This window comes from Streptomyces sp. NPDC093149, from assembly GCF_044754145.1.
Classification (GTDB): Bacteria; Actinomycetota; Actinomycetes; order Streptomycetales; family Streptomycetaceae; genus Streptomyces.
Map to the genome: position 1 here is coordinate 17,521 of NZ_JBIVON010000024.1, position 13,271 is coordinate 30,791.

Here is a 13,271-nt window from a genome sequence, read left to right on the forward strand (position 1 = left end):
GGATGCCATGGAGCCTCTCGCCCAAGGGCCACGGCCGTAGGGGCTTCGGGCCTGTGCCGTGATCGCAGCGTGGCGAGATCAGAACATACGCAGAGCTACTCGGGTCTCATCACAGCTTTCCCGAGTGGGGCCTTCTGGCACGCTACCGGCCAGGAACGGTGTTCTTGTGCCCGATGACCTGTGGGCCCGCGTGGCCCCCTTGCTGCCACAACGCCCCGAGCGGCGGCACCGGCACGCAAGGCGGCATCGGCTGCCTGACCGCACCGCGCCGGCGGGCATCCCCTGCATGCTGCGTACCGAAGTGGCCTGGCGCGACGTGCCACGCCAGGTGATGGCTTGGTCCGGCATCAGGGCCCAGCGCCGTCGCGGGCGTATCGGCCGCCGAGGAACGGCCTGCCACGTCGCACACGGGGCAAGTACCCAGCGCGTGAGCGGGAACCGGACCCGATCTGCCAGTCGGCCAGGCCAGGCCAGGGGCGGACGACCGCCCACCCGCACCGCCCTGAACGACGCCTGCGGCTTCCACAGGGCAGCGGGCCGCCGGACGGTCCAGGCGCGGGTCGGGCAGTCGTGGAAGATCCAGCCCCGGACGGCGGGCCGGCCCGCGATGCTGCACGGCGGGGCTGCGCCCTGTTCAAGAGCGAGCTCGGGTTCCTCAACCGCTCATCGCCTTGGCGGAGCCGGACATCGAGCCGTGTCAGATCTGCGCGCCGCAGACGGCGCTGGAGCAGGGGCAGGCCGTACGGACCGCCCGACGCGCTGTGGTGGGTTTGGGGTTTGTCGGGTCGGTCCGTGGAGTTCCCGATCGAAGTGGCGCCGGTCCGCGCAGTCCCGACCCTGCCCGACTGACCTGGCTGGTGCGCGGACCCGGATTCGACGGTTCTCCAGACGTTCAGATGTGTCTCGCGTCGTTGATCACTTGCCTGGTACGACCTCAGCGGTGAGGATCAGCGGGTGCTTACAGTTGCGCCGGACGGGCGCGCGGGAATCGACGCCGCCCTGGTGAAGCGGTTGATCGCCGCCCAGTTCCCTCAGTGGAGCCATCTGCCCGTGGTCCCGGTGGCGGTGGACGGCTGGGACAACCGCACCTACCGTCTCGGTGACGACATGACGGTCCGCCTGCCCACCGCAGCCGGCTACGCCCCTGCGGTCGACAAGGAATGCGACTGGCTGCCTCGCCTGGCCCCCATGCTGCCGGTGGCTGTCCCCACCGTCCTGGCCAAGGGAGTCCCGGGCACGGGATACCTCTACCCCTGGTCCGTACGCGGCTGGCTGCCCGGCGAGACGGCTTCTCCTGAACGCATCGGCGACATGACCCAGTTCGCCACCAGTGTCGCCGGGTTCATCCTCGCCCTTCAGCGCTGTGACTCCAAGGGCGGTCCTCTCGCCGGGGCGCACAGCGGGTATCGCGGCGCGTCACCCGCCCACTACGACGACGAGACGCGTCGCTGCATCACTGCCCTGAGCAGCCGGATCGACACCGTGTTGGCCACCGCGACCTGGCAAGCCGCGCTTGAGGCCCAATGGCTCGGAACGCCGGTGTGGTTCCACGGCGACATGGGCGGCAACAACCTGCTTGTCACCGACGGCAAGCTGTCGGCCGTCATCGACTTCGGCACCTCGGGCATCGGCGACCCCGCCTGCGATCTCGTGATCGCCTGGACGATGTTCCGCGGGGAGAGCCGCGAGGCATTCCGGCACGCGGTCGGCCACGACGACGGCACCTGGGCCAGGGCCAGGGGCTGGGCGCTGTGGAAGTCCCTGCTGACGTTGACCCAGTGCTCCGATCCCGGGGACGGGCGAGTCGCCATCCACCTCGATGTGATCGACGCGGTGCTGGCCGACCACGAACGATTCGCATAACCCGGACCGACGCCGGCGCACTCCCCCACCGCCCGACGCCACCAGTCAAGTCACTTCGGTCTCATGAGACCCACCGAAGTCCGGAGAACAACGGTCACAGGACTGTGCTGCGCCGCCGACGACACCGTGTTCTTGCACGCCCGGTCCGGCCGGATCGTCATCACCCAGTACCGGATGGAACCGACCGTGGACGGAACGGGGCTCCGGCCCGACACCGTCCTCGACGAGGAAGCCGCCCGCTCGGCACGACCGCGGCTCACCCCACCCGGGTGTCGGCGATATCGCGCACAGGCCCCGGACACCCGCCCTGGTGGGTCAGTTCACGTTCGACGGCAGCGATTGTCCATGGGGTCGGGAAGCGGTAGCCGATCAAGAGGCATGGTGATGTTCACGAAGAACGATGTCGCTCCCGCGTCCGCGTCCCCGCATCGGCAAGGTCGGCTCGGAAAATCCGGTCCAGGTGGTGGTCGAGAACTGTGGCAGCCGAATCCGGGCTGCGCTGGCCGACAAGAATGCTGGTGCCGAGTCCTGCGGACATGGCGAGCAGGCTGACAGCTTCCAGCCGCGCATCCACTCCAGGCCGAAGGAGGCCGCTTCCCTCCGCCCGCCGGAGGAGTTCGACGAGGGCACTCTCGGCGGCGTCCGGGTTCTTGATGAAGGGCTGGGCAGCGAGGACCTGGTCGGTGACGGACAGAACGGCGTACGAGGTGTAGACGAGGTGGAAGATGCGGCTCTCCTCGTCGGTCGGCAATGCCGCCATCAGCATCGCCTCGATCATCGCGCGTGGTCCCGGATCGTCGCCGGCGGCCCGAATCCGGGTGGTGACCCGCTCCCCGAACCTCTCGGCCAGATGCTGCAGCCCATGGAGCAACAGCTTCTCCTTGGTCTCGAAGTAGTACTGCACCAACCGCAGCGAGACGCCCGCCTCCGCTGCCACATCGCGCATGCCCACGGCATGCAACCCGCGTCGCCCGGCCACTCGAAGAAGTGCCTCGGCGATCTCGGTACGCCGCTCTGCGTGGTCCACACGCTTGGGCATCGACCGTTCCTCCGCTCGCTGTTTGCATCGGCCGGGTTCACCCCACCCATCTTGATGATACGCCCGTACCACCAAAATGATACGTTCGTACCACGAAGAATCGTTATCCGGAGGTGGCCGTGCCCCAGACCGAGACCCGCACCCAGGCCGATGTCGGCCGTTACGTGAGCGATACCTGGCGCGACCGCTACTTCGCGGCCTGCGATGCGGTCTACGCGCTGGGAGCACCCGCTCACACGGAAACGGACGTGGAGACCTCCTTCGGCACCACGCACGTCTACAAGTACAGCCCCACCGACCCCGCTGCTCAGTCACGCACCCCCATCGTCCTGGTGCACGGGGCGGGCTCCTGCTCTGCCATGTGGTACCCGAACACCCCCGCCCTCAGCGCCGCCCGCCCGGTCTATGCGATCGACACTCCAGGCGATCCGGGACGTAGCATCCAGCGCGAACCCATCCATCGACCCGAACGCGCCGCACAGTGGCTCGACGAGACACTCGCCGAGCTCGGGCTCGAACACGTGCACCTGGTCGGCTCCTCCTACGGCGGATGGCTCGCCCTGAACCAGGCGCACCGCAGGCCCGACCGCCTCGCCTCGGTCACGCTCCTCGACCCCGGCGGCCTGGAGAAAGTGGGCCTGCGCTTCTTCGTATGGATCTTCGCCGGCCTGTTCGCGACCTTCGCTCCCAAGGCGCTACGCCCACGACTGGCAGCGTGGTTGCAGCAGCCGGTCCTTGTCGTGCCGGAGCTACGCACCATGATCAGGCTGGGCGTTCGCGCCTACCGCATACGCCGTCCCGCCCCACTGCCTCTGTCCGAGGACGAACTGGCCACCATCCACACCCCGCTCTACCTGGCACTCGGTAAACGAAGCCTTCTCGTGCACCCGCACAGGCAAGTCGAGCGCGTCCCACGCCTGATTCCCGGCGCCCGAGCCGAAATCATCGCCGACACCGGCCACGGACCCCAGATCGACCACGCCGACGAGATCAACCGCCGGATGCTGACCTTCATGGACATCATCGACTGACAGCCCCCGTCTCCGGCGGCCCGGGGAACGGCTGTCGACTGCCCCCTGAGCATCTCCGACGCGCGCACCTCTGCCTGGCGGCAGCGATTGGGCCGACCAGGCCCGCAACCGACTCCGGTGGCCGGCCACCGGCGTTCGACCGCAACATCTGCAAGCGACGCAACGTGGTGGAACGGAGCTTCGACCGCTTGAAGCAGTGGCACGGCATCGCCACCCACCACGACAGGACCGCCCGCCCCTGCGAGGCAGCAGTCACCCTCGTCTCACTCCTGATGTGGGCGTGACGTGTGACGGCACTAGGAGCGGGTGGCGGTCACGCAGCTGTTACCCGTGTCCGTCGTGCCGTTGCTCGTGTCGATCGGCTTGCTGCGGTCGTACGGATCGAGCTGGTGGGCCTCGTCGGCGGGCTGCTCGTCGGCCGTGCCGAAGGGTGGCACGAAGTAGCCGGTCGGGGCGGAGCAGCCGCCGTTGGTCATGTCGAGCGCGTACGAGACGAGGGACATGGTGCCCGGTTCGGTGATGACCTCGGCCGGGTCGTCCCAGCTCATCACCACCTCGCGTCGCACGATCGTACGGACGACCTCGGCGTCCCGCCCGCCGTCGCCCGCCGGGGTGACCGGGTACACGAAGGTGACGTCCGCCGTCACCTCGACCGCCCCCAGTCTCCCCTCCCGGTACGTGAGCCGACCGCGCGTCTTGACCACGTCACCGACCAGCCGGGACTGCTCCGGCCGGAATCGGCTGAACAACAGCAGCGGATCGGTCTTGTCGGTGGGCGCCGTAGACGACAGGGCGGTACGGAGATACTCCTGGATGTCCTTCTGGTGCGGGTTCAGCAGGGCGATCGCCTTCGTGGGCCGCTCACCGCTCAGCACGCGGGAGTTGAGCCCTGCGGCCACCAGGAAGTCCCGGCTCTGTCGCAGTGCCCGCTCGACCTGGGCGGCGTCCATCCAGCCGGTCGCCTTGGCCGGTGGCACCGTGATCCCTGCCGCTCCGTCGGCCCAGCGGGCGGCAGGCGAACCCCGGAAGGGTTCGGCGAGGGTGGGGTGCAGATCCGGCTCGGCGCCGGGAGCCTCCCGTGGGCTTTCCGACTCGGCGGCCGACGGCGCCGCGTCCTGCCCGCCGTCGTTCCCACCGAACCAGCCGACGACCTGCTGCGGGAAGAGCCCCACGACCAGGAGGGCCACGACCGCCACCAGGCCGGTCACGTACCAGCCTGTCCTGCGCCGAGGCCGGGCCGGTGAGTACGTACGCCAGCCATCCGGCTGCCCGGAGCGCTCCCGCAGCCGCCGCTCCACCTCACGGGCGCGCGCCGACGGCTCCACGGGGGCCCCGGGGGCACCCGTCACCGATTCACGGAGGAACCGCTCCCACTCCTCTTCGGACACGGACGACCCGTCCTGCCCCCCAGCCCCACCCACAACGCGCTCCCGTTCCGTTTCGAATGCTCGATGGCCCGATCGCTCGACGGTCTGATCAGCTGACTGTGCACCGGTCCATCGAGTGCCGCCCGCATGATCGCATGAGCAGGCCGTCAGAGCGCCGGGGCGGTAAATCAAGTGTCAGGTCGCCGCGCTGTCCGCCGTCACGGGCGTGGGGGTTGGCGTGATCTCTTGGGCACGGTGCCTCACCGCTCGTCCAGGCGGGCATCGGACGTTTCGATGCGCTGCCGGTCGAGGGCATCGTCCAAAGTAGTGGCGGCCATGATCAATGAGAGATGGGTGAACGCCTGCGGGAAATTGCCCAGTTGCTCACCGCTGGGGCCGATCTCCTCGGCAAACAGGCCGACATGGTTGGCGTAGGTCTGCATCTTCTCGAAGGCGTAGCGTGCGGGGCGCAGGCGCCCGGCGCGGGCGAGGGCGTCCACGTAGAGGAAGGTGCACAGGCTGAACGTGCCTTCGGAGCCGCGCAGTCCGTCGGGAGACGCCTCCGGGTCATAGCGGTAGACGAGGCTGTCCGAGACGAGGGTGCGTTCCATGGCGTCGAGCGTGGACAGCCAGCTCTCGGTCCTCGGAGTCAGGAAGCCGACCCGGGGGATGAGCAGCAGCGCGGCGTCGAGGACTTCGCCTCCGTAGTGCTGCACGAGAGCCTTTTGCTTCTTGCTCCAGCCGCGTTCCATCACCTGTTCGAGGATGGCGTCACGAGAGGCGGTCCATCGCGCGGTGTCGGCGGGACGGCTGTACTCGGCCGCCAGACGCAGCCCCCGGTCGAGGGCCACCCAGGACATCACTCGGCTGAAGGTGAAGTCCTTGCGCCCGCCGCGGGTCTCCCACACGCCCTCGTCGGGCCGGTCCCAGGATTCGGCGAGCCAGTCCAGCGTCCGGGCGACGTTCTTCCAGCCGTGGTAGCCGGCCCGCATGGTGATCTCGCCGCCCTCGGCCAGGGCGTAGAGCGCCTCGCCGTAGATGTCCAGCTGGAGCTGATCGGCGGCACCGTTCCCGACCCTCACCGGATACGAGCCGCGATAGCCCTCGAAGTGCGTGAGCTCCTCCTCGGGCAGTTGATGGTCCCCGTCGACGCGGTACATGATCTGCAGCGGTTCACCTCCGACGGCCTCATGGGCTCGGAAGCGGTCTCCCAGCCAACGGGTGAACTGCGCCGCCTCTTCGATGTACCCGAGGTCGAGCAGGGCCCGCACCGACAGAGAACCGTCGCGGATCCAGGTGTACCGGTAGTCCCAGTTGCGTTCCCCTCCGATCTGCTCGGGCAGTCCCGTGGTGGCTGCGGCGACCGGAGCGCCCGTCGGAGCGTAGGTGAGCAGCTTCAGAGTGATGGCCGATCGGTGCACCGCGCCCGGCCAGCGCCCACGGTACCGGGAGGCGCGAACCCAACGCTGCCAGAACTCCACCACGTCCCAGAACTGCCGGGTCACGCCGTCCGGTGTCGGGGGGTCCGGGGGCTGCTGGCCGTCCACGGTGTCGACGGTGAACACGGCGGCGGCCACCTCCCCCGCGTTCAAGGTGACGGCACCCCGCACGTCCCGGCCGTCCAACTGCAGGGGAATCGTGCTTTGCACATACGCGGTGACACCCGGGGCCCGGAACGTGGCGGTGCCGTCGCGGAGGTCGACCTCGTGGTCGGCCCGGCCGTAGTCGAACCGCGGCCTGCACTCCAGCACGAAGCGCACGCTGCCGCGTACCGCCCGCGCGCCGCGGATCAGCGTATGCCGGTCGGTGACCCTGCCGGTCCGGTCCGGCGGCATGCAGTCGAATATCTCGCCGGCCCCGTCGGGCGACAGGAAACGGGTCACCAGGACCGCGGTGTCGGGATAGTACAACTGCTTGCACGTGGCGCCCCTGTCCTGCGGGGCGAACAGGAAGTGGCCCCCGCGATCGTGATCGAGGAGGGCGGCGAAAATGCTGGGCGAGTCGAACCGGGGGGCTGCGAACCAATCGACGACTCCCTGGGAAGAGACCAGGGCAGCGGTCTGCAGGTCGCCGACGAGGCCGTGGTCGGCGATGGGTGGGTAGCGGTCCATCGTCCTGTCGCCTTCCTGGAACCCCTCTTCCACTGTCGTCCCGGTCTCCCGGGGACGCCAGAGGAGCACCGCAGAGAGCTCCCCCGGCCATGGGCCCTCGCCGCGCCGACCACTCACCCGATCGACGCCGATGCCGCGCGTGAAGGGCACCGCCGCGGCGATGGCCGTGGTCCCACGGTTCGGCAAGTGGGCCACTGCCTCGGTCCGTCTGCTCCTTCCGGTACGTCCGGGCCCTCACCCGCACCCGGCGCCCGGACGAAGCCCGCCCGGCCTTCGAGAAGATGCTCACCCGCGTCGGCCATCTCGGCCCGTACGCCGGGGAGACCAGCCACACCGCAGAACAACTGGGGCCTCTCCGGGGCGTTCACGCGCGTGAGTCCCGCCGCCGGATTCAGCCTCGACCGCGCGCCGGATGACGGCTGCCCCGGCAGCGCCCCGCGAGCGGTCGCCGTGCGAGCCCGCGGTGCTCGGCCCATGCTGGAGAAGAGGGGGGCGCGGCGACAGAGGAAGTGGTGGGGATGCGAACCGTTGTGGACCTCACGCGCTGCCAGGGCTATGCACAGTGCGTGTTCCTGGCACCCGAGATGTTCGAGCTGCACGGCGCGGAAGGACTGCTGTATGCCACAGCCGTCCCGGACGACCAGGCCGAGCGCGTGCGCCAGGCTGCGGCGGCGTGTCCGGTCCAGGCCATCCTCGTCGGTGAGGAAGTGAATCCCGATGGCCGCCGATGATCTCCGGGACGGCCGGATCGTGATCGTCGGTGCGTCGCTGGCCGGGCTGAGGGCTGCGGAGACGCTGCGCGAGGAGGGCTTCACAGGCTCCCTCACGGTGGTCGGGGACGAACCCCATCCGCCCTACGACCGGCCGCCGCTGTCCAAGCAGGTACTGCTCGGCCAGGCGACGGCGGACACCACCGAACTGCCGATGCGCCGGGACCCGGGCGCCGACTGGCGGCTGGGAGTGGCCGCCACCGGTGTGAACCCGCTGGAGAAGCGGCTGCTGCTGGCCGACGGGGAGTCGCTGCCGTACGACCGCCTGCTGATCGCCACCGGGACCCGGGCCCGGCCCTGGCCCAACCCGGCGGAGGGCGCCCTGGACGGTGTGTTCACGCTGCGCACGCGTGAGGACGCTGCGGGGCTGGCCGAGCGGCTGGACGCCGGGCCGAAGCGGGTGCTGGTGATCGGCGCCGGCTTCACCGGCTCGGAGATCGCCTCGGCCTGCCGCGAACGCGGCCTGGACGTCACGGTCGCCGAACGCGGCCCCGCACCCCTGGTGGGAGCGCTCGGCGGCACCCTGTCGCAACTCGCGGCCGTCATGCACCGCAACCACGGCGTGGACCTGCGCACCGGGGTCACCGTCACTGCCCTGCGCGGCAACGGCGGCTTCGTCGGCGCGGACCTGTCCGACGGCACGCGTGTCGACGCGGACGTGTGCGTCGTGGCGCTGGGCGCGGTGCGCAACGTCGAGTGGCTGGCCGACTCCGGACTGGCGGCGGGCCCGCGCGGGATCGCCTGCGACGCCGGGTGCCGCGCCTTCAACATGTACGGCATAGTCACCGACGACGTCTTCGTGGCCGGCGACGTCTCCCGGTTCCCCCACCCGCTCTTCGGCTATCAGATGCTCTCCCTGGAGCACTGGGGCAACGCGGTCGAACAGGCCGAGGTGGCAGCCCACAACATGATCAGCCCGGGACCCATGAAGCGCCCGCACCTGGCCATCCCGACGTTCTGGTCGACCCAGTTCGGGCTCAACATCAAGTCCGTCGGCGTACCCACCTACTCCGACCACGTGGTCATCGCCCAGGGCTCCCTGGAGGCCCGCCGTCTGGCAATGGTCTACGGCTACCGGGGGCGGATCACCGCCGCGGTCACCGTCGACATGGCCAAGTCGCTCGACTACTACCGGCACCTGATCGAGACCGCGGCCCCCTTCCCGCCCCCGCCCGGCGCGCAGGACCGTGCGCTCGCGGCCGACGTCCCGGTTCCGTCCGACGTGCCGGACCCGAAGGGGCTGTCCCACGGCCCCACCGTGGCGCTCACCGGATACCTGCCCGACCGTCGACTGAGCGTGGTGCAGCCCGCGCATTGACCCACGCCCCGTCCCACGACGAGGAGCCACCATGGACCCCGAGACCCTGCTGGCCCGGATCACCGACTACGCCAGCCGCCCCGACCCCTACCCGCTGTACGCGGAACTCCGCGCGGCCGGTCCCGTGGTCCGGCAGGCGGACGGCAGCTACCTGATCGGCACGTACCACGAGATCGCCGCACTGCTTCACGACCCACGGATGAGTGCCGACCCGCGCACCCGTGGCGAAGTGACCCGCAAGCCGCCCTTCCTGCGGCTCGACGACCCGGAGCACGACAGACTGCGCACGCTGGCCATGCGGCCGTTCGGGCCACCGCACAGCCCGGGGCGGGTCGACGCCATGCGCGGCGAGATCGACCGGATCACCAAGGAACTGCTGACATCCTTCGAGGCGGGCGGGCAGATCGACATCGTCGACGACTTCGCCTACCCGCTGCCCGTCACGGTGATCTGCCGCCTGCTCGGCGTCCCCCATGAGGACGAGCCGATGTTCCGGGCCTGGTCCGACGCTCTGGTCACAGCCGCCGACGTCCGGCCCGGCAAGGCCGCCACCGGGCCGGACCAGGCCGGCGACCGGGCACGGACCGAGATGGGCGAATACCTGGTCGGCCTCGCCGAGCAGCGTCGTGGCCATCCGAACGACGACATGCTCTCCGCCTTCGTCAACGAGCCGGACCCGGCCCTGCGGCTCACCCAGGAAGAACTCGCGGAGACCGCCGTACTGCTGCTCATCGCAGGACACGAGACCACCGTCAACCTGATCGCCAACGGGGTGCTCACCCTGCTGCGCCAGCCCGAGCACCTGGACCAGCTGCGCCGTGACCCCGGCCTGCTGCCGCGAGCGGTGGAGGAACTGCTGCGCTACGAACCCCCCGTCCACATGCGTGAACGCATCCCCCACGCGGACATCGACGTCTCCGGCACCACGATCCCCGCAGGCGCATCCGTGAACCTTGCGCTGGCCTCGGGCAGCCGCGACCCCATGAGGTTCCACGAGCCCGACCGGTTCGACCCCACCCGCCCGGACAACCAGCACCTCGGCTTCGGCAGCGGTATTCACCTGTGCTACGGCGGTCCTCTGGCGCGTGTGGAGGCCCAGGCCGCGCTCGGCGCGCTGATCCCCCGCCTGAGCACGGCGCGCCTGATCCAGGACCCGCCTCCCTACCGGCAGAGCGCCATGCTTCGCGGCCCCCGCCACCTGCCCGTTCAACTCTGAGGTGATCGCCGGCTCTTGAGGGCACCGCCCCGACTTCCGAGGCGCGAACCGAGCGTCCCCGGTCCCGCGGAACCGGGGACGCTCGGTTCGGCCGACTCAGCACAGCCACGCTGTCGCCACGGTGTTGCAGCGCTCGTCCGGCACGCCGTTGCGGTCCTGAACCCTCAGGCCGGCCCCAGCGTCGGCGACGCCTCGCCCCGGGCGCCGTCCAACTCGCCGAAGCCGGTGGGGCGTTCTGGTGCGCGAGGAGCGCATCAGCGCTCGTCCTCGGCGGTTCCCACCGGGCCGGCGGTCCGTACGGGAAAGAGCGCGGACCAGCGAGCCTCCTCCTCACGCTGCTCCCGGCCCCGTCGCCGCCACGCCTGGACGGTCAGGGACACCACGGCGGTGGTGCCCGCGACCGCCAGCAGCGCGACCACGCCCGGATCGACCGGCATGAGCAGCAGAAACATCGTGAGGGCCGCCGATGCCCAGCCGGTCAGCACAGCGGCAGCGGCCAGCCGCCGGGAGCGCGGCCGGTCCTGGCCCGCCCGCAGATCGATATAGGCAGGCAGGTACCAGACGTTGCCGGATGCGAGGAGCACGACGACACCGACCGCCAGAACACCGTGGGACATCGGGCAGCACTCTCCTGGGGGCGGGGCTTACGAAGGGAGACGGAAGGGTCAGTTCGACACAGCGGGTTCGAGTTCGAGCGCGGCGATCTCCGGATGGTGCAGATCGAACGCCGGGGACTCGCTGCGGATGCGGGGCAGGGCGGTGAAGTTGTGCCGGGGCGGCGGACAGGACGTGGCCCATTCCAGGGAGCGGCCGTAGCCCCAGGGGTCGTCGACGGTGACCTTCCGGCCGTACTGGCTGGTCTTCCAGACGTTGTAGAAGAAGGGCAGGAACGACAGTCCGAGGAGGAATGAGCCGATGGTGGAAAGGGTGTTGAGAGCGGTGAAACCGTCGGCGGCGAGATAGTCCGCGTACCGGCGCGGCATTCCCTCGGCTCCGAGCCAGTGCTGCACGAGGAACGTGAGGTGGAAGCCGACCGTCAGTACCCAGAACGTGATCTTGCCCAGGCGTTCGTCGAGCATCTTGCCGGTGAACTTCGGCCACCAGAAATGGAATCCGGCGAACATCGCGTACACGACCGTGCCGAAGAGCGTGTAGTGGAAGTGGGCGACAACGAAGTACGAGTCGGAGACGTGGAAATCCAGTGGCGGTGCGGCCAGGATGACTCCGGTCAGTCCGCCGAAGACGAAGGTGATCAGAAATCCGGTGGTCCACAGCATCGGTGTCTCGAAGGACAGCGACCCCTTCCACATCGTGCCGATCCAGTTGAAGAATTTCACTCCGGTCGGTACGGCGATCAGGAAGGTCATGAAGGCGAAGAAGGGCAGCAGTACACCACCGGTCACATACATGTGGTGGGCCCAGACGGTGACGGACAGTCCGGCGATGGCGATCGTCGCGGCGACGAGGCCGATGTAGCCGAACATCGGCTTCCGGGAGAAGACCGGAATGATCTCGGACACGATGCCGAAGAACGGCAGAGCCAGTACATAGACCTCGGGATGGCCGAAGAACCAGAAGAGGTGCTGCCACAGAAGCGCGCCTCCGTTGGCGGGATCGAAGATGTGTGAACCGAACTTCCGGTCCATCTCCAGCGCGAAGAGGGCCGCGGCCAGGACCGGGAAGACCAGGAGGATGAGTACGGCGGTCAGCAGTACGTTCCAGGTGAAGATGGACATCCGGAACATGGTCATTCCCGGGGCACGCATGCAGATGATGGTGGTGATGAAGTTCACCGCTCCGAGAATGGAACCGAAGCCGGAGAGCGCCACACCCATGATCCACATGTCGGCACCGATGCCCGGTGAATGCGTGGCGTCGGACAACGGGGCATAGGCGAACCAACCGAAGTCGGCGGCGCCCTGGGGAGTGAGGAACCCTGCGGCGGCGATCAGCGAACCGAAGAGGAACAACCAGTACGCCAGCATGTTCAACCGCGGAAACGCCACATCGGGCGCGCCTATCTGAAGCGGCATGAGCCAATTGGCGAATCCCGTGAACAGCGGCATCGCGAACAGCAGCAGCATCACCGACCCATGCATGGTGAATGCCTGATTGAACTGCTCGTTGGAAATGATCTGCGTCCCGGGACGGGCGAGTTCGGCGCGCATCACGAGTGCCATCGCGCCGCCGATCAGAAAGAAGACGAACGCGGTGACGAGATAGAGCGTACCGATCTGCTTGTGGTCGGTCGTCGTGAGCCACGAGACGACGATCCGCCCGCGGGACGAGCGGCCCGGCAGATCGGTGCCGGAGTGCACCGCCGGCTCCTTCGCGTCGGTCCGGGTGGCCCCGCGGCCGTTCCTGGTGGAGTGCGCGTCGGCAGTGGCGGCACCGGGGTCGGGGGGCATGGGCCCCTGTGCGGGGGCGGTCTGACTGCCCTGCGATTCCATTGCGTCCACCGGACCGTGTCCTCCAGCTGTTGCGGTTCTTCGAGCGCTCCCCCGGCCGGACGGGGCGGAGGGGAGCGGTCGGAAAGGTCCGGCGGATCACGAGGGG

General features: G+C 69.2%; 11 protein-coding genes and 1 pseudogene. 7 read left to right on the forward strand and 5 right to left on the reverse strand.

Features of this window, described 5'->3' with window-relative positions; translation table 11 throughout:
• The first annotated feature begins 166 nt into the window (after positions 1–166).
• Both ACIQCZ_RS37290 and ACIQCZ_RS37295 read left to right on the forward strand, forming a co-directional pair.
• Positions 167–1,006 carry a transposase gene (locus ACIQCZ_RS37290; protein ID WP_402289720.1) on the forward strand — a complete coding sequence of 280 codons (840 nt, stop codon included), beginning with the start codon at positions 167–169 and terminating at the stop codon, positions 1,004–1,006.
• A complete protein-coding gene (locus tag ACIQCZ_RS37295; protein WP_402289723.1) occupies positions 955–1,863 on the forward strand; it encodes an aminoglycoside phosphotransferase family protein in 909 nt (302 codons plus the stop codon). The genes ACIQCZ_RS37290 and ACIQCZ_RS37295 overlap by 52 nt, the downstream gene beginning before the upstream one ends.
• A gap of 388 nt (positions 1,864–2,251) precedes the next feature.
• Here ACIQCZ_RS37295 and ACIQCZ_RS37300 read toward each other — a convergent pair whose 3' ends face one another.
• Positions 2,252–2,902: a TetR/AcrR family transcriptional regulator gene (locus ACIQCZ_RS37300; RefSeq protein ID WP_402289726.1), complete on the reverse strand. Its 651-nt coding sequence runs from the start codon at positions 2,900–2,902 to the stop codon at positions 2,252–2,254.
• Between the two features lie 119 nt (positions 2,903–3,021).
• Between ACIQCZ_RS37300 and ACIQCZ_RS37305 the strand changes: the two genes are divergently transcribed.
• Together ACIQCZ_RS37305 and ACIQCZ_RS37310 are read left to right on the forward strand one after the other, a co-directional pair.
• Positions 3,022–3,933, forward strand: a complete 912-nt coding sequence (locus ACIQCZ_RS37305; protein ID WP_402289729.1) for an alpha/beta fold hydrolase — start codon at positions 3,022–3,024, stop codon at positions 3,931–3,933.
• A 113-nt stretch (positions 3,934–4,046) separates the two neighbouring features.
• Positions 4,047–4,158, forward strand: a pseudogene (locus tag ACIQCZ_RS37310) (IS5/IS1182 family transposase); the annotation flags it as partial.
• A gap of 71 nt (positions 4,159–4,229) precedes the next feature.
• Here ACIQCZ_RS37310 and ACIQCZ_RS37315 read toward each other — a convergent pair.
• Both ACIQCZ_RS37315 and ACIQCZ_RS37320 read right to left on the reverse strand, forming a co-directional pair.
• Positions 4,230–5,321 (reverse strand): hypothetical protein, encoded by a 1,092-nt coding sequence (locus ACIQCZ_RS37315; RefSeq protein ID WP_402289732.1) that lies wholly within the window; start codon positions 5,319–5,321, stop codon positions 4,230–4,232.
• A gap of 239 nt (positions 5,322–5,560) precedes the next feature.
• Positions 5,561–7,411, reverse strand: coding sequence for a glycoside hydrolase family 15 protein (locus ACIQCZ_RS37320; protein ID WP_402289733.1), 1,851 nt, complete (start codon positions 7,409–7,411; stop codon positions 5,561–5,563).
• A gap of 518 nt (positions 7,412–7,929) precedes the next feature.
• On the opposite strand from ACIQCZ_RS37320, the gene ACIQCZ_RS37325 reads away from it, so the two are divergent.
• The 3 genes from ACIQCZ_RS37325 to ACIQCZ_RS37335 are packed head-to-tail and all read left to right on the forward strand — an operon-like array spanning position 7,930 to position 10,715.
• Positions 7,930–8,142 (forward strand): ferredoxin, encoded by a 213-nt coding sequence (locus ACIQCZ_RS37325; protein WP_402289736.1) that lies wholly within the window; start codon positions 7,930–7,932, stop codon positions 8,140–8,142.
• Complete coding sequence (locus tag ACIQCZ_RS37330) at positions 8,129–9,499, forward strand: NAD(P)/FAD-dependent oxidoreductase (RefSeq protein ID WP_402289738.1); 1,371 nt, start codon at positions 8,129–8,131, stop codon at positions 9,497–9,499. Before ACIQCZ_RS37325 ends, ACIQCZ_RS37330 begins: the two co-directional genes overlap by 14 nt.
• A 31-nt stretch (positions 9,500–9,530) precedes the next feature.
• Positions 9,531–10,715, forward strand: a complete 1,185-nt coding sequence (locus ACIQCZ_RS37335) for a cytochrome P450 (RefSeq protein ID WP_402289741.1) — start codon at positions 9,531–9,533, stop codon at positions 10,713–10,715.
• A gap of 254 nt (positions 10,716–10,969) precedes the next feature.
• On the opposite strand, the gene ACIQCZ_RS37340 is transcribed toward ACIQCZ_RS37335, so the two are convergent.
• Positions 10,970–11,332, reverse strand: a complete 363-nt coding sequence (locus ACIQCZ_RS37340; RefSeq protein WP_402289744.1) for a hypothetical protein — start codon at positions 11,330–11,332, stop codon at positions 10,970–10,972.
• A gap of 48 nt (positions 11,333–11,380) precedes the next feature.
• Entirely contained in the window at positions 11,381–13,123 is a 1,743-nt protein-coding gene (gene ctaD / locus ACIQCZ_RS37345) for a cytochrome c oxidase subunit I (RefSeq protein WP_402289802.1), read from the reverse strand.
• Positions 13,124–13,271 lie beyond the last annotated feature (148 nt).

Bases quoted from the DNA above. Each gene is read 5' to 3' on its own strand.
- ACIQCZ_RS37320 (WP_402289733.1), bottom strand. From the start codon at position 7,411: ATGGACCGCTACCCACCCATCGCCGACCACGGCCTCGTCGGCGACCTG.
- ACIQCZ_RS37335 (WP_402289741.1), top strand. From the start codon at position 9,531: ATGGACCCCGAGACCCTGCTGGCCCGGATCACCGACTACGCCAGCCGC.
- ctaD (WP_402289802.1), bottom strand. From the start codon at position 13,123: ATGCCCCCCGACCCCGGTGCCGCCACTGCCGACGCGCACTCCACCAGG.
- ACIQCZ_RS37300 (WP_402289726.1), bottom strand. From the start codon at position 2,902: ATGCCCAAGCGTGTGGACCACGCAGAGCGGCGTACCGAGATCGCCGAG.
- ACIQCZ_RS37330 (WP_402289738.1), top strand. From the start codon at position 8,129: ATGGCCGCCGATGATCTCCGGGACGGCCGGATCGTGATCGTCGGTGCG.
- ACIQCZ_RS37325 (WP_402289736.1), top strand. From the start codon at position 7,930: ATGCGAACCGTTGTGGACCTCACGCGCTGCCAGGGCTATGCACAGTGC.
- ACIQCZ_RS37340 (WP_402289744.1), bottom strand. From the start codon at position 11,332: ATGTCCCACGGTGTTCTGGCGGTCGGTGTCGTCGTGCTCCTCGCATCC.